A 21,004-nucleotide genomic window follows, 5' to 3' on the forward strand; every position below is an offset into this window, starting at 1 on the left:
TTCAGCTCTTCTTGTAGAGACGCTTGCCCATCACCCAGGTCTCGTCGACGCAGCGATCGTCACCGACCATCATGACGGCGAACAGCATGTTCGCGGCGTCATCGACCGTGCGCGGACCAGCACCGTCGGCGACCAGCGACTGGTGCCAGGGTTGAGCGACCGGGCCGCCGTTCGGATCGAGCGCGACGAAATCGGCCTCCTTGCCGGGCTCGAAATTGCCGAGCTTGTCGTCGATGTAGAGGCCTTCGGCGCCGCCGAGCGTGACCGACCAGAAGCCACGATAGGGCGAGAGCTTGTTGCGCTCGGCTTCCGCGAGGTCCTTGCGCGACGGATCGATGCTGCCGTCGAGCAGCGTGTTGTTGCACATGCCGACCTTGTAGGCGTCGTCGAGCACGGAGATCATCGAGAAGCGGTTGCCGCCGCCGACATCGGTGCCGAACGACATCTTCACGCGATGCTCCGGATCGGTGGCGCGGCCGAGACGGAACAGGCCGCTGCCGAGGAACAGGTTCGAGCACGGGCAGAACACCACCGCCGCGCCTTTCTTGGACATGCGGCGGAATTCGTTGTTCGAGAGATAGACGCCGTGGCCGCCGGAGAACTTTGGGCCGACCAGGTCGAACTTCTCGTAGACGCCGAGATAGTCCTGGCAGTCCGGGTGCTCGACCAGCACGCCGCTGCACTCGGCCGGATTCTCGGAGATGTGGGTATTGACCCAGCAGTCCGGATGCTCATGCTTGAGGCGCTGACACGCCTTCAGCAGCTCGGGCGAGGCGCCGAAGGCGAAGCGCGGCGTGATAGCGTAGAGGTTACGGCCCTTGTCGTGATACTGCGCGATCAGCCGCTTGCTGTCGCGATAGAAATTCTCGGGCGTATCGATGAATTCGGCCGGCGCGTTGCGGTCGATCCCGGTGAGACCCGCGATCACGCGCATGTTGCGCCTGCTTGCCTCCTCGAACAGCTCTTCGGTCGCGACCGGTGAGGAGCTGGTGAAGGCCTGGCAGGTGGTGGTGCCGGCGGCGAGCAGTGCATCGAGAAAACGCTTCACGCCTTCGCGCGCGTAGTTGCGATCCTTGTACTTGATCTCCTCGGGATAGATCGACTTCTGCAGCCACGGCAAGAGCTGCTCGCCATAGGCACCGAGCACGCGGGTCTGAGGCAGATGGATGTGGCCGTCGATGAAGCCCGGGACGATGATGCGGCCCTTGATATGGGTGATCTCAACGCCCGGATGCGCGGCGGCGATCTTCTCGTACGGACCGAACGCCTTGATGACGCCGCCGGTGACGACCATGAGGCCGTCCTGATGAAAGCGCGCAGCCGCTTGCTCGTTGCCGATGTGCTTCCAGGGATCGTCGACGAAATCGAAGAACGTGCCGCGAATACCGACGGTGGTCATGAACTGGTTCCTTCCTTAAGTCTGTGTGGCGTGGCGCGCCGCAGGCAGCGAGATCGCGAGCAGCGTGCCCGCAACAGTGCAGAGGCCGAGATAAAGCCAGCCGATCGGCGCCTGCGTTGCTTCGGGCAGCACCGCCGCGATGGCCATGGCGCCGCTCACCGCGAGATAGCAGAGTGCGCTGATGAGGCCGCCGATCAGGCCGTGGTCACGCTCGAACAGGCCGAGCGCCATGCCGTACATCATCGGGCACAGGACTCCGCAGCCGCCGAGCACCAGCGCGCCGCCGATCGTGATCGATGCGAAATCGAGACCGATGGTCATGCCTGTTATGGTCAGGACCGCGGAGCCTGCGAGAAACAGCGCGAAGGCGCCGAAGCCCAGCATGCGGGCCGGCATGAAGCGCGCGAAATGCGCGCAGCCGAGCTCGCCGGCGAGATTGACGCCGCCAAGGCCGAGCGCAACGAGGCCGTAGATCGCCGCCGAATAACCGAGGCCGGTCTGGTAGAAGAAGGGCGCGACGACGCCGAACGCCAGTTGCGCGCTCGCCGCCGCGGCAAAGACCAGCACGAAGGCCAGGAAGCCGGGACGAACAAGCGCGGCGCGAAGGATGCTGGCCGTGCGGCGCGGATCGAACGGCGTGCGCCGCTCCGCCGGCAACGTCTCGGGCAGCAACAGCACGACGATCGCGGCGACGATCTCCGCGGCAATGGCGATGATGACGAACACTCCGCGCCACGACGTCAGCTCGACGATGAAGCCGCCGGCCGCGGGTGCAAGCACCGGTGCAAGTCCCCAGGCCGCGCCAAGCAGGCCGGAGATCGCGGTGAGCTCGCGGCCACGAAAGCAATCGGCCGCGACCGCATAGGCAACGACGAGGCAGGTGCAGCCGCCGACGCCTTGCAGGAAGCGCAGCGCAAGCAGCAGCGATGCGCTGTTGGCGAGCGCGCAGGCAATGCTCATCGCGATGAGCACCGACAGCCCCGCGAGCAGGACGTTGCGGCGACCGAGCGTATCGGAGGCGATGCCGACCGGCACCAGTGCGAGGCTCATGCCGAGCATGTAGGCGGTGACGGTGTTCTGCATCGACGCCGGATCGGCGGAAAGATCCACCACCATCTGCGGCAGGCCGGGCGTATAGGCATCGAGCGGAATCTGGCTGAACGGCACGACGCACAACAGGATCGGCACGATCCCGCCCTTCGCACGACCGGCGTCCGAAGTAAGTGCAGTCATGGGTAACGCCCCCTCGATGCCCGCGGGTTCCATCTTTTCGTGCGCGCAATGAGACGCGACGATGCGGGGTGCGGATATGGACGCGCGGAGCGTGCCAGAACTGTGTGTAAAAACTCTTAGGAGGTCCGGTTCAATGCAGACGGCTGACGTGCCGATCGTCGCTACCTGGGGGTCCAAACAAAAAACGCGAAAACAACCCCATGCACAGTACAAATCAATGAGGAATTTCCTGCCGCGCGGGCTCGCGCCTTGCCCGCGAGGACGTTTGACACGTCGGGCAAGACAGGCGCAGGATTGCACGATCCCCAAAGCTGAATTCGCCGCCGAGCCGAACCATTAACCGTTCGGAAGGCATCGCTGCGTCTTCAAAGCAGGAAGCCTTGAAGAGCTCCGAGAAACTGTCGCGGCGATTGAAGCTGCGGCACGTGGGCGCAGCCCGGGATGACCTTGAGCTCGGCGCGCGGCAATCCGGCGGCCAATTCGCGCGACATCGGCGGCGGCGTCGCTTCGTCGCGCTCGCCCACGAGAACGAGGACCGGAACTTTCACCGCGGCAAGCTCGGCTCGGAGATCGAGGCTCGCCAATGCATCGCACGCGGCGCGGAACACGTCGGGATCCGCCCGCAGAAACGCGGCACGACGATCCTGCATCAACTCCGGATGCTGCGCCTGGAACTCGGGCGCAAACAGGCGACGCATCGCGACGTCGGTGATGGCCTCCAACCCCTTCTCGCGCGATGCCTTCGCCATGTTGCGAAACGCCTCGCGGCCGGGCTCCGAGAACGCTGCGCCGCTGTCGGCGAGAATGAGCTTGCTGGCGATCTCTTGATGCCGGATCGCCATCTGCAACGCGACGAACCCACCGTAACCATTGCCGAGCACGATCGCCGGCGCGCCGCCCGCGCCTTCGCGCACGGCCTCGGCCATCCGGTCCGCGACCGCAGCAAGGCCGCCGTCCACCGGGCGTGAACGGCCGAACCCCGGCAGCTCCGGCACGATGGTGCGAAACGACCTCTGAAGCTCAGGCACGATCGCATCGAAGCTCGCGCGATCCGACAACAGCGAGTGAAAGAGGAACAGCGGCGGCCCCTCGCCCGATTGCGCGGCGTTGACGGTCCCGTTGGCAAGAAGCCTGTCCATGTCCGGTCTTTCCCTCACTTCGTCGGTCGTTGGCGCGCCGCGGAGGCGCTGATTGATAAATCAACTGTCAGGGAATTCAAGCATTTGGCCCTTGACGTGAAATATCACGATTGAGATATTAATGCCAAGGAGACCAAACATATGATGCTTTTGCGCGAGAATATCTACGACCGTCTCAGGTCTGATATTTTAGCTTGTCGCTTCGCGCCGGGCGATGAAATGCGCGAGCAGGACCTTGCCGAGCGCTATGAAGTGAGCCGGCAACCGGTCCGGGATGCGCTTCTGCGCCTGCAGCGCGAGCATCTCGTGACGGTGCAGCCGCGCCAGGGCTACCGGGTCACGCCGATCTCGCTGGCGGACGCCCGCGACCTGCTACGCTTCCGTCTCGCGCTGGAGCCGGCCTGCGTTGCCGAGGCGATCGAGAGCGCGCCCGACAGTGTCCTGAAATCGCTCGATGAATTTCGCCGCTTCGCCGGCAACCACGAGGACTTCATCGCCTACAATCGCGCCTTCCACTCCGCGCTGGCGCATGCGTCCGGCAATCGCCGGATGGCGACGGCGCTGTGCGACCTGATCGGCCAGGCCGACCGGCTGGTCCGCGTCAGCATCTCCAACCTTAGGGGACACGACCCCGCGAAGCTCGTCGCCGAGCACATCGCCCTGATCGACGCCATGCAGAGCCGCGAGACGCGAACCGCGGCGCGCATCATCAAGGCTCATATCGGGGCCACCGAAAAACGCGTTCTGCCGGCGCTCAAGCGCAACGCCGTCATCGTCGAGGAGAGGTCATCATGAACATTCCTTCAAAACCTGCGTCGATCGACGTCGAAACCCATGGCAATTTCATCGACGGACGTGAAGTCGAAGCCGGCAACGGCGCGATGCTCGACGTACGCAACCCCGCGACCGGCGACGTCATTGCCCGCATTCCCAATTCAACTGCCGAGGACATCGACCGCGCCATGAAGAGCGCGCGCGCCGCGTTCGAAGGCAAGGCCTGGGGCGGCATGGATACGCGCGCCCGTGCCAGACTGGTCAACAAGCTCGCCGATGCCTTCGAGGCCAATCTCGACAGCCTGTACCGGCTGGAAACCCTCAACAACGGCCGCCCGGTCAACGAGACCCGCGCGCAGCTCTCCCGCCTGCCCGATTTCTTTCGCTACTTTGCGGGCGTTGCGCTGGCGCGCCGCGACTCCGTGATCCCCGTGGAAGGCGCGTATCTGAACTACACGCTTCGCACGCCGATCGGCATCGTCGCCAACTGCACGCCCTTCAACCATCCGCTGATGATCCTATGCAAGTCGCTGGCCGTGGTGCTGGCGACCGGATGCGTCACCGTGGTCAAGCCGTCCGAATATACGCCGCTGACGACCTTGAAGCTCGCGCAGATCTTCACCGAAGCCGGCCTTCCGCCGGGCGTCTTCAATATCGTGCTGGGCCTCGGCCAGAGCGCCGGCAAGATGCTGGCCGAGCATGGCGACATCAACAAGCTGGTCCTGACCGGCGGCACCGAGGCAGGCCGCATCGCCGGCAGCGCGGCCGCAAAAGTGTTCGCGCATCAAACCATGGAGCTCGGCGGCAAGACGCCTGTGATGGTGTTCGACGATTTCGACGTCGACCGCGCCGTCAATTACGCCGCGTTCGGCGCCTTCATCGGCGCCGGCCAGACCTGCGTCTGCGCCTCGCGCCACATCGTCCAGGCCTCGATCTACGACGAGTTCGTCGAGAAGCTGCAGGCCAAGACCCGCACGATCCGCGTCGGCGATCCCTTCGATCCCGCCACCCAAATGGGTCCCGTGATCTCGGCCAAGCAGCGCGACCGCGTTCTCACCTATGCGGGCTACGGTCACGCCGACGGCGCGCGTCTCGTCACTGGCGGCGTTGCCGCGAAGGTGCCGGGCCATGAGAACGGCTATTTCGTCGAGCCCACGGTCTTCGCCGACGTCAAATCCGACATGCGCATCTTCCAGGAAGAGGTGTTCGGTCCGTTCACCTCGGTGACGCCGTTCAAGGACGAGGCCGATGCACTCCGGCTCGCCAACGACTCGCCCTTCGGCCTCGCCGCAGCCATCCGCACCCGCGACGTCGCCCGCGCGCATCGCGTCGCCGCCTCGGTCAAGGCCGGCATCGTCTGGATCAACGACCACCACCGGCTCGATCCGGCCTCGCCCTGGGGAGGCGTCGACGATTCCGGCATCGGCCGCGAATGCGGCACCGAGAGCTTCAACGACCATTTCAACACCAAGAGCGTGATGGTCGCGACCCACGAGCAGCCGTTCGACTGGTATCGCGACACGGCCAATCAGAAGCGACTGAACTAGCCAAACTGCAAGCGGCAGACCGCCCAGAGAAGGTGGGCCGCATCAACGGGGATAACAGTCAAGGGAGAGCGTATATGTCGACATCGGTGAACGCAGGCAGCCGTCTTGATCGGCTGCCGATCGGGCCATTCCACCGCCGCATCATGCTGCTGATCGGCATCGGCATGTTTTTCGACGGCTTCGACATCTATATCGCCGGGACCGTGCTGAGCGTGACGCTGAAGACGGGCTTTTCGACGCTCGCCCAGAACGCGGCTTTCATCTCCGCGACCTTCGTCGGCATGATGCTGGGATCGTTCGGCACCGGCTTTCTCGGCGACCGCTACGGACGCCGCTTCACCTATCAATTCAATTTGCTGCTTTTCGGCATCGCTTCCCTCGCCGCCGCGTTCTCGCCTGATATGGCCTTCCTCATTGCCTGCCGCTTCGTGATGGGGGTCGGCTTAGGGGCGGAGAATGTCGTCGGCTATTCGACGATGACGGAATTCGTGCCCGCGCGCACCCGCGGAAAATGGCTCGGCTTCACGGCCGTCTGCGTCGTCACCGGTCTGCCGGTCGCCCTGCTGGTCGCATCGGTACTCGTGCCGCAGTTCGGCTGGCGCTCCATGTTCGTGCTCGGCGGCGTCGGCGCGCTCGTCGTCTGGTACATGCGCAAGTCGTTGCCGGAATCCCCGCGCTGGCTGGAAGCGGTCGGTCGCACCGCTGAAGCGGAAGCGCTGATGCAGGCCATCGAGAAGGAGGCGGCGCAAGGCCAGCCCTTGCCTCCTCCCGCAGCTACGGCACCGGCCCCAGTGTCCCCCGATCTCGGCACGCTGTTCACTGCTCCCTTGCTGTCGCGGATGATCGTCGGCGCCGTCTGCCTGATCACGATCAACACCCTGCTCTATGGCTTCGTGACCTGGCTCCCGGTGTTCTTCGTCAAGCAAGGGCTCTCGATCGCAACCTCGTTCGGCTACTCGCTGCTGATGGCGCTCGGCGCTCCCGTCGGCGCGGCGATCGGCGCATTGACCGCCGACCGCTGGGGCCGGAAGCCGACCATCATCGGCGCGTCGCTGATCGCAGTGGCGCTCGGCGTCCTCTACCCCATGATCTCCGATCCGATCCTGCTGCCGGCCGTGGGCTTTGCGCTGACGGTGCCGATCTACGTCCTGGTCGCGCTTCTGTTCGGCATCTACATCCCCGAGCTGTTTCCGACCGAGGTCCGCCTGCGCGCTTCGGGCATCGTCAACACGCTCGGGCGCGGCGCCACGATCGTCACACCATTCCTCGTGGTGTCGCTGTTCGAGACGCGCGGCGTGGCCGGCGTGATGGCGCTGATGATCGGACTGCTGGTGGTGCAGATCATCACGGTCTGGGCGCTCGGCATCGAGCCGCGGCATCGCAGCCTCGAGGAGCTCAAGGCCGAGGAATCGGCTTCGCCGGTGCTCAAGGAAGCTTCCTGAGCATCACTGTTCGCTGGTCTGCGGGCGCCCCGGCATCGACGTCGGGACGATCGCATAAGAAGGCGTGGCGGGAAGCTCGCCCGCGGCCCATCCTTCGAGACGCCCGCCTACGGCGGGCCCTCAGGATGAGGTCGCGTTTTGCGGCGGGATGTCTGCCCCTCATGGTGAGGAGCCCGCCAAAGCGGGCGTCTCGAACCATGCAGGCCGAGTTCGTCCGGCAGTCTCCTGGCTCCCAAATGCGACCAGCCCCCGCCCTGACCGGCGGGCAGATCTGGTTCCCGTTGCGCTGCCTCCTCATCACGCTCCCAACATTGCATGTTCCATCCCCGGATCGGCTCGCCGAGACGATGAGATGCAATGGAGTTCGTGATGACCGCAGATGCCGCCGCCTTGAACTACGGCTCGATCAGCATGCTGCTGAGCGCTCTGCACACCCGCAAGATCTCGGCGTCGGAGCTGCTCGCGCATACGATCGCCCGCATCGAGGCCCTGGACGGCAAGATCAATGCCGTCATCGTACGCGATTTCGACCGCGCAAAGGACGCCGCGCGCGCTGCCGACGCCGCGCTTGGCCGCGGCGAGCGCCAGCCATTGCTGGGCATCCCCGTGACCCTGAAAGAACCATTCAACGTCGCCGGCCTGCCGACGACATGGGGCTTTCCGCATTTCAAGGACTTCCAACCGGAGGAAGATGCCCTCGTCGTCTCGCGGTTGAAGGCGGCGGGCGCCATCATCATCGGCAAGACCAATATCCCGATCGGGCTGCGGGATTTCCAGAGCTACAACGACATCCACGGGACGACGAACAACCCGTGGGACCTCGGCCGCTCGCCCGGTGGCTCCTCAGGCGGATGCGGAGCGGCGCTGGCCGCGGGGTTCGGTCCGCTCTCTATCGGCTCGGATATCGGCGGATCGATCCGGGTCCCCTCGCATTTCTGCGGTGTGTTCGGACACAAGCCGAGCCTCGGCCTGGTCCCGCTGCGCGGATACAGCCTGCCGCCGGCGCCGCCCGTCCCCGGCCAGGGCGATCTGGCTGTCGTTGGACCGATGGCGCGTACTGCCTCCGACCTTGCGCTGGCGCTCGACGTGATTGCCGGCCCTGACGAGACACGCGACGGGATCGGCTATCGCCTTGCGCTGCCGGCGCCGCGACATGACCAGCTCACGAATTTCAGGATCCTCGTGATCGATACCCATCCTCTCATGCCGACGGGCGACGCAGTGCGTTCCGCGATCGGACGGCTGGCGGAACGGCTCCAGCGTTCGGGCGCGCAGGTCGTGCGCTCGAGCACGTCGCTGCCCGATCTCTCCGAATCCGCGCGGCTCTACATGAAGCTGCTCAACGCCGCGCGAAGTCCGCGCCTGACACCGGCCGCCCTCGCGGAGGCGCAAGGACTTGCCGCCGCACTCTCGCCGGACGACCGCAGCCTGCAGGCCGAGCGCGCCCGCGGCTGGGGCATGATCCATCGGGAGTGGCTGGCGACCGATGCGGCCCGCCTGCAGTTGCAGCAGCGGTGGCAGCTCTTCTTCCGCGAGTTCGACGCGGTGATCTACCCGACGGCCGCCGTGCCGGCCTTTCCGCACGACCAGTCCGAACCGTTCGACGCTCGGCAGCTCGACATCGATGGAAAGCTCTACAACTACTCCGATGCGTGCTTCATCTGGGCTGATCCCGCATCGACCTGCGGCCTGCCGGCGACCGCCGTTCCGATCGAGCGCACGGCGACGGGCTTGCCAATCGGCGTCCAGATCATCGGGCCTTACCTCGAGGACCGCACGACGATTGCGCTGGCCGGGCTGATCGAGCGCGAGTTCGGCGGCTTCGTCCCGCCGCCGTCGCTCCCTGCCATGTAGTCCACAAGATGACAGAAGCCGGCGACGCTGGCAGCCGTCACGTTCTCCCGGCCGATTGCGCCTCGACCGCCTGCACGGCCACGCTCGCCACCTGCCGCAGCGCTTCGCGATCTGCGCCCGAAGACGCCATCACGCCCATGCCGACGGAGACCGCAGAGACGTAGCGCGCGAGCGCGGCGGGATCAGAGCCCGGCTTGAGATCACCTTCCGCCTTGGCGCGAACAAAACGGTCGCGGAGCTGATCTTCGTTCTGAGCGCGGCGGGCGGCGAGTTCGAAGGGGACATTCTCGGAGCCGCTGCCGCAGGCGATGCCGCCCTGCACGAGCAGGCATCCGGGCGGATTGGCGGGATCGGTCTGCTTGTCGGCGATGCCCATCAGCATCCGCTCGGCGACCTCGCGGGCGGTCGGCGCCGAGACCACGCCGTCCATCCAGACGTTACGCAGCTTGGTGTAGCGGTCGAGCGCGGCCTTCAGCAGGCCTTCCTTGTTGCCGAAACAGGCGTAAAGGCTCGGCGGGTTGATGCCCATCGCTTCGGTGAGCTGCGCGATGGTGGCGCCCTCATAGCCGTGGCGCCAGAACACTTCCATCGCTTGGTCCAACGCCGTTTCGGCGTCGAATTCCCGGGGGCGTCCCATGCCCATGTGCCTGTCTCCTCGGAATTCACGTTCTGCGTGAAGCTTAACGTCAAATCCTATCTATTTGTTCTAGCTTTATTTTCTCTTCCGCCTTCCAATGCTTGCGGTAAGCGGCTACAATTTTCTTAGCAAACGGTACATAAGTATCTTGCGCTGCGGTATCCAGCTCCACATCTGTAGTGAACACTACATATCTGGAGCGCGCAAATGCCCCCCTCCCAAAATACCTCTCGCCCTGGCCGTATCCGCCGCCTTCTCGGCGGCGCCGCCATCGTGGGCGCCCTCGCCGTGGCCGGTTCGATCGCGACCGGCCATTACTTTCGTGCTGCGCAGGCGACCGCAACAGCTGCCGCGGCCGAGCAGGCCGTCTCCGTCACGGTCGCGATGATCGAGCCACGGCCGACCGTGCTGTGGGATGATTTCTCCGGCCGGCTCGAGGCCATCCAACGCGTCGAGCTTCGTCCGCGCGTGGCCGGTGCGATCCTGTCGACCAACTTCACCGAAGGCGCGCTGGTGAAAGCCGGCGACGTGCTGTTCAAGATCGATCCGGCGCCCTACGCGGCCGAGGTCGACAAGGCCAACGCCCAGCTCGAGGCGGCGAAGGCGCGCGTGGTGTTCACCCAGAGCGAGCTCGAGCGCGGTGCGCAGCTCGTCGGCAACGCGGTCGTCACGCGGCGCGACTACGACCAGCGCGACAACGCCAATCGCGAGGCCATCGCCAACGTCAAGGCGGCGGAAGCGACGCTGCAGACCGCAAGGCTCAATCTCGATTACACCGAGGTGCGCGCGCCCGTGGACGGCCGCGTCGGCAAGATCGAGGTGACCGTCGGCAATCTCGTTGCCGCCGGCACCGCCTCCCCGGTGCTGACCTCGCTGGTTTCCGTCAATCCGATCTACGCGTCCTTCGATGCGGATGAAGAGGTCGTGCTGCATGCGCTGAACTCGATCGCGGACGCCTCGGGCAAGCGCGGCAATCTCGACCAGATCCCGGTGGAGATGGCGACCTCAGGCGGCCTTTCGGCGAAAGGCCACATCCAGCTCATCGACAACCAGGTCAACGGCCAGAGCGGCACCATCCGTGTCCGCGCGGTGTTCAGGAACGAGGACGGGCGTCTGATCCCCGGCCAGTTCGCCCGCGTGCGCATGGGCCAGCCGAAGCAGCAGACGCTGGTGATGATCGACGAGCGCGCGATCGGCACCGACCAGGACAAGAAGTTCGTGATGGCGGTCGGCGACGACAGCCGCGCGGTCTACCGTCCGATCACGCTCGGTGGCGCGGTCGACGGCTTGCGCATCGTCACCGCGGGCCTGAAGCCCGGCGATCGCATCATCGTCAACGGCCTGCAGCGCGTGCGTCCCGGCGCCCTCCTCAAGACGGAGGTCGCGGCGATGGGCGCGCGGGGGCAGCAAGCGGCCAACCGCAGCAACCAGGACGTGGTGCAACGTTAATCACCGTCATTCCGGGGCGCGACGAAGTCGCGAACCCGGAATCTCGAAGTTACGAAACTCCGAGCACATCACCTCCGGATTCCGGGTTCGCGCTTCGCGCGCCCCGGAATGACGGCGGAGCTGTGTGGAGACGACCAAGATATTGCCCAGGGGCAAGGCCATGAATCTCTCAAAATTCTTCATCGATCGTCCGATTTTTGCCGGTGTGCTGTCGGTCCTGATTTTCCTCGCAGGGCTCATCTCGCTGTTCGCGATGCCGATCTCGGAATACCCGGACGTGGTGCCGCCCTCCGTCCTCGTGCGCGCGACCTATCCCGGCGCCAATCCGAAGGTGATCGCGGAGACGGTGGCGACGCCGATCGAGGAGCAAATCAACGGCGTCGAAGGCATGCTCTACATGTCGAGCCAGGCGACCACCGACGGCGCGATGACGCTGACGGTGACGTTCCGCCTCGGCACCGACCCCGACAAGGCGACGCAGCTGGTGCAGAACCGGGTGCAGCAGGCCGAGCCCCGCCTGCCTGCCGTGGTGCGCCAGCTCGGCATCATCACCAAGAAGTCCTCGCCCGACCTCACCATGGTGGTGCATCTCTTGTCGCCGAACGGCCGCTACGACATGACGTATTTGCGCAACTATGCGGTGCTCAACGTCAAGGACCGGCTGGCGCGGATCGACGGCGTCGGTGACGTCCAGCTCTATGGTGCCGGCGACTATTCGATGCGGGTCTGGGTCGACCCGCAGAAGGCGGCCGAACACGGGCTGACCGCGAGCGATATCGTCAAATCGATCCAGGCGCAGAACGTCGAGGCCGCCGCCGGCGTGGTCGGCTCCTCCCCGAACGTCAAGGGAATCGACCTGCAACTGTCCGTCAATGCGGAAGGGCGGCTCGCGAACGAGGAGCAGTTCGGCGACATCGTGGTCAGGACCGGCGCGCGCGGCGAAGTGGTGCGCTTGCGCGACGTCGCGCGCATCGAGCTCGGCGCGTCGGAATACGGCCTGCGCTCGCTGCTCGACAACAAGCAGGCGGTCGCGATCCCGATCTTCCAGGCGCCCGGCTCCAATGCGCTCCAGATTTCCGACCACGTCCGCGCCACCATGGCCGAGATCAAGAAGAACATGCCCGAGGGCGTGTCCTACCAGATCGTCTACGACCCCACCCAGTTCGTGCGCTCCTCGATCGAGGCGGTGATCCACACGCTGCTGGAGGCAATCGCGCTGGTGGTGCTGGTCGTGATCCTGTTCCTGCAGACCTGGCGCGCCTCGATCATCCCGTTGCTCGCGGTGCCGGTCTCCATCGTCGGCACCTTCGCCGTGATGCACGTGTTCGGCTTCTCCATCAACGCGCTCAGCCTGTTCGGCCTGGTGCTCGCCATCGGCATCGTCGTCGACGACGCCATCGTCGTGGTCGAGAACGTCGAGCGCAACATCGAGGCCGGGCTGTCGCCGCGCGATGCCACCTATCAGGCGATGCGCGAGGTCTCCGGCCCGATCATCGCGATCGCCATGGTGCTGATCGCGGTGTTCGTGCCGCTCGCCTTCATCTCCGGCCTGACCGGGCAGTTCTACAAGCAGTTCGCGCTGACGATCGCGATCTCGACCGTGATTTCCGCCGTCAACTCGCTGACGCTGTCCCCGGCGTTGTCGGCACTGCTGCTCAAGGGCCACAATGAGCCGAAGGACCGGCTGACGATCATCATGGAAAAGGGCCTTGGCTGGTTCTTCCGCGGCTTCAACCGTGCCTTCACGCGTTCATCCGAGAATTACAGCGGCACCGTCACCAAGGTGATCTCCGGCAAGGCCGCGGTGATGGGTCTTTACGTCGTGCTGGTCGGCCTCACCGCCTTCCTGTTCCAGCAGGTGCCGAGCGGCTTCGTGCCGGGCCAGGACAAGCAATATCTGGTCGGCTTCTCGCGGCTGCCCGACGGGGCAACGCTCGACCGCACCGAAGAGGTGATCCGCAAGATGAGCGACGTCGCGCTGACCCAGCCAGGCGTCGAGAGCTCTGTCGCCTTCCCGGGCCTGTCGATCTCCGGCTTCACCAACTCGTCCAATGCCGGCATCGTGTTCTCGACGCTGAAGCCGTTCGACGAGCGCAAGGGTGCAGCCCTGAGCGGCAATGCCATCGCGGCCGAGCTGAACAAGAAATACGCCGGCATCCAGGAAGCCTTCATCGCCATGTTCCCGCCGCCGCCGGTCAACGGCCTCGGCACCATCGGCGGCTTCAAGCTGCAGATCGAGGATCGCGCCGGCCTCGGCTATGAGGCGCTGAACGAGGCGACCAAAGCGTTCATGGCGGCGATGCAGAAGGCGCCGGAGATCGCCGGCGTGTTCTCGAGCTTCCAGGTCAACGTGCCCCAGCTCTTCGCCGACATCGACCGCACCAAGGCGCTCCAGCTCGGGGTGCCCGTGACGGAGGTGTTCAACACGCTCCAGATCTACCTCGGCTCCTACTACGTCAACGACTTCAACAAGTTTGGCCGCACCTATTCCGTCCGCGTCCAGGCCGACGCGCCGTTCCGCGCCCGGGCCGACGACATCCGGCAGCTCAAGGTGCGCTCGTCCTCCGGCGACATGGTGCCGTTGTCCGCACTGCTCAAGATCCGCCAGAGTGCGGGTCCGGAGCGCGCGATCCGCTACAACGGCTTCCTGTCGTCCGACATCAACGCGGCGGCCGCGCCCGGCTTTTCATCGGGCCAGGCGCAGGAAGTCGCGACGCGGATCGCGGCGGAAGTGCTGCCGCCCGGCTTTGCCTTCGAATGGACCGACCTGACCTATCAGGAGTTCATCGCCGGCAATTCCGGAATCTGGGTGTTCCCGCTGGCGATCCTGCTGGTGTTTCTGGTGCTGGCCGCGCTCTACGAGAGCCTGACCCTGCCGCTCTCGATCATCATGATCGTGCCGATGGGTCTGCTCGCGGCGATGTTCGGGGTCTGGCTCTCGAAGGGCGACAACAACGTCTTCACCCAGATCGGCCTCATCGTTCTCGTCGGGCTCTCGGCCAAGAACGCGATCCTGATCGTCGAATTCGCGCGCGAGCTCGAATTCGCCGGGCGCACCCCGATCCGCGCCGCGATCGAGGCGAGCCGGCTGCGGCTCCGTCCGATCCTGATGACGTCGATGGCGTTCATCATGGGCGTCCTGCCGCTGGTGCTCTCGACCGGCGCGGGCTCCGAGATGCGGCGGGCCATGGGCGTTGCCGTGTTCTCCGGCATGATCGGCGTCACCGTGTTCGGCCTGTTCCTGACGCCGGTGTTCTACGTGCTGCTGCGGACCGTCACCGGCATGAAGCCGCTGACGCACCACGGCAGCGACACTAGCGCAGCGCCGGTCCAGGGACTCACGCACTAGATCAGTGATATCCCCGACACCAGCAGCAGAACGAGCACGGTCTTGCGAAAGACCGTCTCGTTGACGCGGTGAAAGGCGATCACACCGAGCGCGGAGCCGGCGAACAGCGCCGGCAGGCTGACCGCGAGATCGACGAAGACCTTTGACGACAGGTCCTGATGTCCGACCAGCAGCGCGATGGCGAAGACCTGCATCGCCGCGATGAACGGCTGCACCAGGCCACGCTGCTCGCTCTTGGGCATGCCGCGCATGTCGCACCAGATCGTCGGGATCGCGCCCGGCATGGCCGTCAGCCCGCCGACCAGCCCTCCCCCGAATCCGATCAGCGCAACCCAGTGCCGGCCGACGGCCTCGCCGGCCGTCACCAGCGTCGGACGCAGCAGCATGTAGGCGGCATAGAGCGCGACGATGACGCCGAAGCCGCGCCTGAGCAGATGCGTATCGGTGGATTGCAACAGCGACACCGCGATGGGAACGCCGATCAATCCGCCGACGATCAGCAGCAGACTGCCTTCCCAGCGGATGCTGCGCCGAAGCGCCCACAGATTGGTCGCCTGCACGCCGATGCTGCACGCCATCATCAGCGGCACGGCCTCCAGCGGCTGAAACACCCGGAGCAGGATGGCGCCGGCTACGGCCGAGAATGCGAATCCCGACAGCCCCGAAACAAAGGCGCCGGCGAATACGGCAACGCTGAGCAGAGCCAGTGTCGTGACATCAGGCACGGACCGTCCTCCGGTCAATCGTAGGGAATTTGCGAGACGGCAGCGTCGACGTTTTCCGAGCAGACTTGCGGTTCGCGTGGAAACGACACATGCATCGCGTGCGCGTGAGAGCGTTCCAGCATCGCAAGGCCAACCAGTTGAAGCGTGACGAGTGCCACGGTCGCGGCGATTGCGACGATGTTGACGTTACGCACGCTCGAACGTGGGGTCGCCGGCGGCGCGCTCGCGCGCATCAGATCCGTGGGCATTGTCTGCAATATCCTCTTTGTTGCTGACCGGAATGATTTCATTCAAAGGCAATGGGTCGTGCGGCTGCTCCAGCAGATGGCGATAGCGCAGCAACGCGCGCCGCGCGTCGATCGCGCGCTGCGCGCGGAACGCCGCGCCGATACGCGCGACGATGTCGCGGAACTTGCGAGCCAGAACCGGTGACGTCGTTCGCATGACAATCTCCTTTCGACCTACACCAGAGATTGACGGGATTCACTTCCGCTCGCTGTGAGTTGCTTCACAAAAACACGAACGCGTCGAACAAGAGATCGTGTGACATCTCCTAGAGGGGCACGCGGCAAATCGCGTCATTCGATCGAATGACCCGCGATAACTTTCTAATGATGTGTCTGTTTGAACCTATGGCGGGCTACAGCGACGCCGCCCGCGACGCGAAGGCGCGTCAGTGCACGAGCGGATTGGAAAATCCCGCCACGAGCTTGACGAGATCCGCCTGACGAGAAACGCCGGTCTTGGCGAAGACGCGATGCAGATGCGTCTTCACCGTCGTCTCTGCGATGCCGAGCGCAATCGCCGTCTCCGGCACGCCGCCGACCTCGACGATCGACTGCAAGACCCTCAATTCCGCCGGAGTGAGGTCGAACGTGCGGTCGACGAGGCCGGCACACGAGCGGCCGTCGAGTTCCGCCTTCCAGACGAACAGGGCTCCGACGGCCGGCGTGCGCTCCGTCGCGCCATCACGCAGCAACGACGGCAGCGCGATGACGTTCGCGATATAGTAGGAACCGCCATCGGATCTCAGCGGGATTTTTCGACCGGCCGCCGCAGCTACGGCAACCTCGCCGGAGTCGCGGAAGATATCGCGCAGGGCCAGATTTGCCTCGGCGGATCGCGCCACGAGCCGGCCCGAGACCGACCGCAGGACGTCAGCCGCGGCCAGAATGGCTTCCGCGGCAGGATTGCTGTGGACGATATTGCAGGCGGCATCGAGCAGGATGACGCCGGCACTGAGCCGGTCCACGACATCGGCCAGCGCGATCGCTCGCTGCTGCTTTCGCTCGATCGCCCGGTTGATCAGCAGCGCCCGGCTGGCGTGCGCGACCAGCGACTGCATGCGCGCGCGCTGCTCCGCATTGAGCATCTCCCTGCCCGGGATCACCGTCAGCAACATCGGACACGGCGACTTCGACTGCTCCAGCACCACGTTCGCCACGTCGACATAGCCCTGTGGACGCAGCCATTCCTGATAGAAGCGGCCGCGGCGATATTCCTCGAAATTCACGAGATCCGGGATGTTGCGCACCTCGCCGTACCGGGGGAGCCTGGCGAGAGGATCGTAGCGGGCGTAGGTCTCGGAATAGAGCTGGATGTAGTGCGGATCGACCCCGCAATAGAAATGCGTCGCGCCGGACTTGCTGACCGGATCCTTCGAAATCAGGCCGCAGGCCTGGCTGCCGATGAACGCATTAACCATGACGACGACATCTCTCCACAACTCAGGGTAGAGACCCGCGTCATATATACTCTCGATCAACTCGTCATGTTTGGGAGGTCGGGGCATTGGAAGAGCCAGTGGTCAAACATCGAGACTGTGGAATGTTCTTCGTGCCCGGCGGCTTAGTTGAGTCTGTCACGGGAGCAAAAGGTTCAACTCCGATCGTGATTTCACCGATCAGTTGACGAGCGGATTCGAGAATCCAGCAACGGGCAGCTTACGAGGTCCGTGCATGGCAATGAATGGCATGAGTGATCAATATCACCAAGCGTACCACAGCCGCGGCACGCGGCATCCTCCGATCGGAGGATGCGCCGGCCGGGCGGATGGAGCCCGGCCAGCGCGCGTCGCGTTCAAGCCGCCGGGGCTAATGCCGGCTCAGAACGCGACGCGAACGCCGCCCCTCGCGGTGCCAGTGCGGCTCTGGTCGGACATCATCACGCCCTCGACCGCGCCGAACACGGACACGTTGCGCCTGGTACGGTAGTCGAAGCCGAAGCCGGCGACGGCACCCACCGTGCTGCGGCTACCGGGCGTCACGAAAGACGAGCAGCACCGTGCTGATGGTGGTGTCGCCGACGCGCTGGAGCGCGATGACGCCGCCATGGATGTTGGCCTTGAGCTCGCCGCCGGCGAGGCTGGTCACGCAGGACAGATCGACCTCGCCCGCTCCTCTGCAGCGTGCGGCCGCCGACCGACAATCCCTGCGCCGAGCCGGTCTCGCTGTAGCCATCGAACCGGCCCGCGACGTAGCGCAGCCGCGCCGTCGGCGTCAGCAGATCGCCGTTGCCGTCACATTCATTTCCAGTCCCTCGGTCGCCGCCATCTCGCCCCACCGGCGCACAGGCACGTTGTCGGCAGCCCCGCCTCCAAACGGAGGAGGCTGCCGCTGCGAATTGGATTCGCTGAGCGCTAAAGTAGAAATGTCCGTCGTATTCGACTTGGACGGAGGCGACCGGGTCGCGGCTCAGAACGAACCGAGCGCGCTTCGCCCGGAACTGGTGCAGAGTTGTGACACCGCCTGCGCGGCTCACACCTAGTCCCAGCCCGCCCTCTCCGCGCTCTCGGCCCACACGGCGGCGCGATAGATCTCGCGCCCGCGGTTGTCCCTGACGCGGATCCAGGCGTCGCGATCGCGCAGGTCGTCGCGCCAGACGAAGAGATGCCGCGCCATCTCGTCAGCCACCACGATGGTCGCCTTGGCATGTTCGAACACCATGCCGCCCGGGTCGATCTTCACGATATTGCCGATCAGGAGGTCGAAGAAGAAACGGTGCATTCAACACTCCGGCTTCAGCGCCGTTTCCGCACGCAACGCTGCGTCATGATCTACTAAATCCGGTCGGGGTGCGTTACAGCGCTTCGCCGCTCCTGACGTCGCTCGGCGTCGCGCCATAGGCCCGCCGGAAGCAGCGGTTGAAATAAGAGAGATCTCCGAAACCGACATCGTAGGCGATCGAACTCACCGGCCGCTCGGCGAAGTCAGGCTCGCGCAGCATGCGATGGGCACGCTTGAGGCGTTGCTCGGTGAGGAAGGACGAAAAGGTCTTGCCGTCGGCCTCGAACAGCCGCTGGAGATAGCGCGGGGTCACGCCGAGCTCTTGGGCAACATTTGCCACCGAGATATCCTGCTGCCAGCAATTGTTGACGATGAGGAATTTCGCCTTCTGGAGTCGCGCCGCCTTGATGCCGCGCCGTCCGGTCGATTCCCGGGAGTGATCCGGGGCGCCGAGAACGAGCGCCAGGAGATCATGCAGATGCGCGACGCCGAGCTGCCGCATCGCAGGCACCGCCAGCACCTTTTCGTGCACCAGCGCGATCGCGTAGTCGACGAGCAGCCGTAGCCCGGTGGTGCTCTCCGGGATGACGCGCATCACCGCATCGTCGACATCCACGATCATCGGGGCCAGCACGCGTCTCGGCACGCGCAGCGAGAAGCCGCTTCCGAGCGAGAGGCGCTCGAAGGTCGTGACGTCCTCCGCACTGGTCAGGACCGCCTCTCCCGCCCGAAGCCTCAAATCGTGTCCCCGCTCGGATATACCGAGAACGCCCGACCTGTTCACGATCAGGGCGAGACTGTCGTCGCCATCTGCAACCAGATGCTTCGTGCGAACGACCCGCGCTCCGCACAATCCGCCGATCAGCAACTGGGCTTCCGGCAAGACGTGGGACGTGAAGCTCGCCGCGGCCGGCTTTCCTTCCCTTGCCTCGACCTCCGCCTTCAGCACGCCGCGGCAGTAGAATTCGCGCAGGAGCGGCACGCGCTCGTCTTCGGGAATGTGGTCCGTTGAAACATTGAAAATTGAAAATTCATCCTTGCCGCTCACTGCAATCTCTCCAACCAACGAGCAGGCCCGGCCACGCGCTGTTATCTCCCCGCACCCGCGTTCGGTGCCGGTGCGCATTGTTCCATGGCGCACGCTGCCCTTCTCATTTCAAGTGGCGGCCATATACGAAAGTATCAAATGATACGCGTCATACGTTCGGAGGACACACGCACCTTGCTCATCACAATGGATTGAGATGGCGCGAACTCATGATCCGCGATGTGAATTGGATCACACCGCATCGCCGGCGCCGGTCTGCCGCCCAAACGGTGCCGCAAATCCGGCGGCGATCTTGACGAGGTCGGCCTGCCTGCCGGCGCCCGTCTTTTCGAACAGCCGGCTGAGATGCGTCTTCACCGTCGTCTCGGCGATACCGAGCTTGGCCGCAATGTCGGGAACCCCGCCGATCTCGACGATCGCCATCAGCACGCGCAATTCGGACGGCGTCAGCCTGAACGCCACTGCGATCGCATCGGGCACGAGCGATGACACCATCGTGGCCCTTTGAACGAAGAGCACGGTGGCAGCTCCGTCACGCGGCAGATGGCGCTCCCGCCTCAGCGGAACGGCATGGAGCAGATAATGATGTCCGTCGGACGATGTCACGAGCTCGACCTGACGGCGACCGTTTGAATGAGTTCCTGCATCCGCGGAAAATTCGAACAGGCCGCGGAATATTTTGTCAGCCTGGGTGTTGCGGCCAACTATTCTGTCGCCGACCATTGCGAGGAGATTGGCGTCGACGAAGAGCTGACGGCACGACGCGTTGGCATGGACGACTCTCCCTTCTGCGTCGAGCAGGCAGATCGCCGTGCTCAGTCCGTCCAGGACATCGGCAAGATCGTCCACGGTATGCGAGCGCGCCCTGATCTGGCGACCCATGACCCGCGACCGCTGGATGTGAGGCGCGAGCAGGCGCATACGCTCGCGCATCGCGTCGTCGACGGTCCCGCGGGACCGGTGACGCAGCACCTGCAAGATCGTGGTGCGCGCGACCGTTTTCTCGAGCGTCACGGTTGCGAGGTCTATCGCTCCCTGCGGCTCCACCCACTCTCGGTAGAAGCTGGTCGCCTCGAAGTCGGACTGGGGCATGACGTCGGCCACGCCGACCGTCTGGCCCGCGGCGAAGTCGAGATGGCGGTCGAGCAAGGGATCAAGTTCGACATATCTGTCGCGATAGAGCTGGCGGAACCGAGTGTCCGTGCCAAAATGCTCGTGGATCTCGATCGAGAGCCTGGCTGCATCCCTGGACAGGATGGTCGCGGCACATCCACCGACGAAATTCGAAACCTGCTCCAAGGCGGCGCTCCGCAGCGCGGGATTGGCCGCTGCATCGTAGATCTCGCCGACGAGCGACGAGAACCGGTTTGCCTGGAGGATCGTCATCGGATGGACGATGGGGT

17 protein-coding genes are annotated in these 21,004 nt (G+C 64.9%); 6 read left to right on the forward strand and 11 right to left on the reverse strand.

What is annotated here, in order from left to right:
- Position 1: 1 nt before the first annotated feature.
- The 3 genes from guaD to ACVWW6_RS32780 all read right to left on the reverse strand — a co-directional run bounded on the left by guaD (position 2) and on the right by ACVWW6_RS32780 (position 3,771).
- Positions 2–1,399: a guanine deaminase gene (gene guaD / locus ACVWW6_RS32770; protein WP_271556526.1), complete on the reverse strand. Its 1,398-nt coding sequence runs from the start codon at positions 1,397–1,399 to the stop codon at positions 2–4.
- A gap of 15 nt (positions 1,400–1,414) precedes the next feature.
- The gene (locus ACVWW6_RS32775) at positions 1,415–2,632 is read right to left on the reverse strand and encodes a multidrug effflux MFS transporter (protein WP_271556524.1); all 1,218 of its coding nucleotides are present in this window, start codon (positions 2,630–2,632) and stop codon (positions 1,415–1,417) included.
- Positions 2,633–2,997: 365 nt separating this feature from the next.
- Positions 2,998–3,771: an alpha/beta fold hydrolase gene (locus ACVWW6_RS32780; RefSeq protein WP_028170933.1), complete on the reverse strand. Its 774-nt coding sequence runs from the start codon at positions 3,769–3,771 to the stop codon at positions 2,998–3,000.
- Between the two features lie 144 nt (positions 3,772–3,915).
- Between ACVWW6_RS32780 and ACVWW6_RS32785 the strand changes: the two genes are divergently transcribed.
- From ACVWW6_RS32785 to ACVWW6_RS32800, 4 genes are all read left to right on the forward strand, one after another.
- Positions 3,916–4,566 carry a GntR family transcriptional regulator gene (locus tag ACVWW6_RS32785; protein WP_456683207.1) on the forward strand — a complete coding sequence of 217 codons (651 nt, stop codon included), beginning with the start codon at positions 3,916–3,918 and terminating at the stop codon, positions 4,564–4,566.
- Positions 4,563–6,092, forward strand: a complete 1,530-nt coding sequence (locus ACVWW6_RS32790) for an aldehyde dehydrogenase (RefSeq protein WP_456682109.1) — start codon at positions 4,563–4,565, stop codon at positions 6,090–6,092. Before ACVWW6_RS32785 ends, ACVWW6_RS32790 begins: the two co-directional genes overlap by 4 nt.
- A gap of 74 nt (positions 6,093–6,166) precedes the next feature.
- On the forward strand, positions 6,167–7,534 hold the full coding sequence (locus ACVWW6_RS32795; RefSeq protein WP_304552724.1) for an MFS transporter: 1,368 nt from the start codon (positions 6,167–6,169) through the stop codon (positions 7,532–7,534).
- A 369-nt stretch (positions 7,535–7,903) separates the two neighbouring features.
- Positions 7,904–9,388, forward strand: a complete 1,485-nt coding sequence (locus ACVWW6_RS32800) for an amidase (protein WP_456682110.1) — start codon at positions 7,904–7,906, stop codon at positions 9,386–9,388.
- Positions 9,389–9,425: 37 nt separating this feature from the next.
- Here the strand turns inward: ACVWW6_RS32800 and ACVWW6_RS32805 are convergent, their stop codons facing one another.
- Positions 9,426–10,031, reverse strand: coding sequence for a TetR/AcrR family transcriptional regulator (locus ACVWW6_RS32805; protein WP_211433437.1), 606 nt, complete (start codon positions 10,029–10,031; stop codon positions 9,426–9,428).
- Between the two features lie 201 nt (positions 10,032–10,232).
- On the opposite strand from ACVWW6_RS32805, the gene ACVWW6_RS32810 reads away from it, so the two are divergent.
- Positions 10,233–11,474, forward strand: a complete 1,242-nt coding sequence (locus tag ACVWW6_RS32810) for an efflux RND transporter periplasmic adaptor subunit (RefSeq protein WP_456682111.1) — start codon at positions 10,233–10,235, stop codon at positions 11,472–11,474.
- Positions 11,475–11,634: 160 nt separating this feature from the next.
- Positions 11,635–14,823 (forward strand): efflux RND transporter permease subunit, encoded by a 3,189-nt coding sequence (locus tag ACVWW6_RS32815; RefSeq protein WP_456682112.1) that lies wholly within the window; start codon positions 11,635–11,637, stop codon positions 14,821–14,823.
- Here ACVWW6_RS32815 and ACVWW6_RS32820 read toward each other — a convergent pair.
- From ACVWW6_RS32820 to ACVWW6_RS32850, 7 genes are all read right to left on the reverse strand, one after another.
- A complete protein-coding gene (locus ACVWW6_RS32820; RefSeq protein ID WP_011086649.1) occupies positions 14,820–15,548 on the reverse strand; it encodes a sulfite exporter TauE/SafE family protein in 729 nt (242 codons plus the stop codon). The two genes, ACVWW6_RS32815 and ACVWW6_RS32820, sit on opposite strands and share 4 nt — an antisense overlap.
- Before the next feature lie 186 nt (positions 15,549–15,734).
- Positions 15,735–15,992 carry a hypothetical protein gene (locus tag ACVWW6_RS32825; RefSeq protein ID WP_456682113.1) on the reverse strand — a complete coding sequence of 86 codons (258 nt, stop codon included), beginning with the start codon at positions 15,990–15,992 and terminating at the stop codon, positions 15,735–15,737.
- A 229-nt stretch (positions 15,993–16,221) separates the two neighbouring features.
- A complete protein-coding gene (locus ACVWW6_RS32830) occupies positions 16,222–17,340 on the reverse strand; it encodes a helix-turn-helix transcriptional regulator (protein WP_456682114.1) in 1,119 nt (372 codons plus the stop codon).
- A gap of 312 nt (positions 17,341–17,652) precedes the next feature.
- Positions 17,653–17,814 carry a hypothetical protein gene (locus ACVWW6_RS32835; RefSeq protein ID WP_456682115.1) on the reverse strand — a complete coding sequence of 54 codons (162 nt, stop codon included), beginning with the start codon at positions 17,812–17,814 and terminating at the stop codon, positions 17,653–17,655.
- Positions 17,815–18,310: 496 nt separating this feature from the next.
- Complete coding sequence (locus ACVWW6_RS32840) at positions 18,311–18,553, reverse strand: DUF6894 family protein (RefSeq protein WP_456682116.1); 243 nt, start codon at positions 18,551–18,553, stop codon at positions 18,311–18,313.
- A gap of 73 nt (positions 18,554–18,626) precedes the next feature.
- Entirely contained in the window at positions 18,627–19,601 is a 975-nt protein-coding gene (locus ACVWW6_RS32845; RefSeq protein ID WP_456682117.1) for a helix-turn-helix transcriptional regulator, read from the reverse strand.
- Between the two features lie 231 nt (positions 19,602–19,832).
- Positions 19,833–20,987: a LuxR C-terminal-related transcriptional regulator gene (locus tag ACVWW6_RS32850; protein ID WP_456682118.1), complete on the reverse strand. Its 1,155-nt coding sequence runs from the start codon at positions 20,985–20,987 to the stop codon at positions 19,833–19,835.
- Positions 20,988–21,004: the final 17 nt, after the last annotated feature.

This window comes from Bradyrhizobium sp. USDA 3311 (assembly GCF_054062495.1).

Bases quoted from the DNA above. Each gene is read 5' to 3' on its own strand.
- guaD (WP_271556526.1), bottom strand. From the start codon at position 1,399: ATGACCACCGTCGGTATTCGCGGCACGTTCTTCGATTTCGTCGACGAT.
- ACVWW6_RS32775 (WP_271556524.1), bottom strand. From the start codon at position 2,632: ATGACTGCACTTACTTCGGACGCCGGTCGTGCGAAGGGCGGGATCGTG.
- ACVWW6_RS32780 (WP_028170933.1), bottom strand. From the start codon at position 3,771: ATGGACAGGCTTCTTGCCAACGGGACCGTCAACGCCGCGCAATCGGGC.
- ACVWW6_RS32785 (WP_456683207.1), top strand. From the start codon at position 3,916: ATGCTTTTGCGCGAGAATATCTACGACCGTCTCAGGTCTGATATTTTA.
- ACVWW6_RS32790 (WP_456682109.1), top strand. From the start codon at position 4,563: ATGAACATTCCTTCAAAACCTGCGTCGATCGACGTCGAAACCCATGGC.
- ACVWW6_RS32795 (WP_304552724.1), top strand. From the start codon at position 6,167: ATGTCGACATCGGTGAACGCAGGCAGCCGTCTTGATCGGCTGCCGATC.
- ACVWW6_RS32800 (WP_456682110.1), top strand. From the start codon at position 7,904: ATGACCGCAGATGCCGCCGCCTTGAACTACGGCTCGATCAGCATGCTG.
- ACVWW6_RS32805 (WP_211433437.1), bottom strand. From the start codon at position 10,031: ATGGGCATGGGACGCCCCCGGGAATTCGACGCCGAAACGGCGTTGGAC.
- ACVWW6_RS32810 (WP_456682111.1), top strand. From the start codon at position 10,233: ATGCCCCCCTCCCAAAATACCTCTCGCCCTGGCCGTATCCGCCGCCTT.
- ACVWW6_RS32815 (WP_456682112.1), top strand. From the start codon at position 11,635: ATGAATCTCTCAAAATTCTTCATCGATCGTCCGATTTTTGCCGGTGTG.
- ACVWW6_RS32825 (WP_456682113.1), bottom strand. From the start codon at position 15,992: ATGCGAACGACGTCACCGGTTCTGGCTCGCAAGTTCCGCGACATCGTC.
- ACVWW6_RS32830 (WP_456682114.1), bottom strand. From the start codon at position 17,340: ATGCCCCGACCTCCCAAACATGACGAGTTGATCGAGAGTATATATGAC.
- ACVWW6_RS32840 (WP_456682116.1), bottom strand. From the start codon at position 18,553: ATGCACCGTTTCTTCTTCGACCTCCTGATCGGCAATATCGTGAAGATC.
- ACVWW6_RS32850 (WP_456682118.1), bottom strand. From the start codon at position 20,987: ATGACGATCCTCCAGGCAAACCGGTTCTCGTCGCTCGTCGGCGAGATC.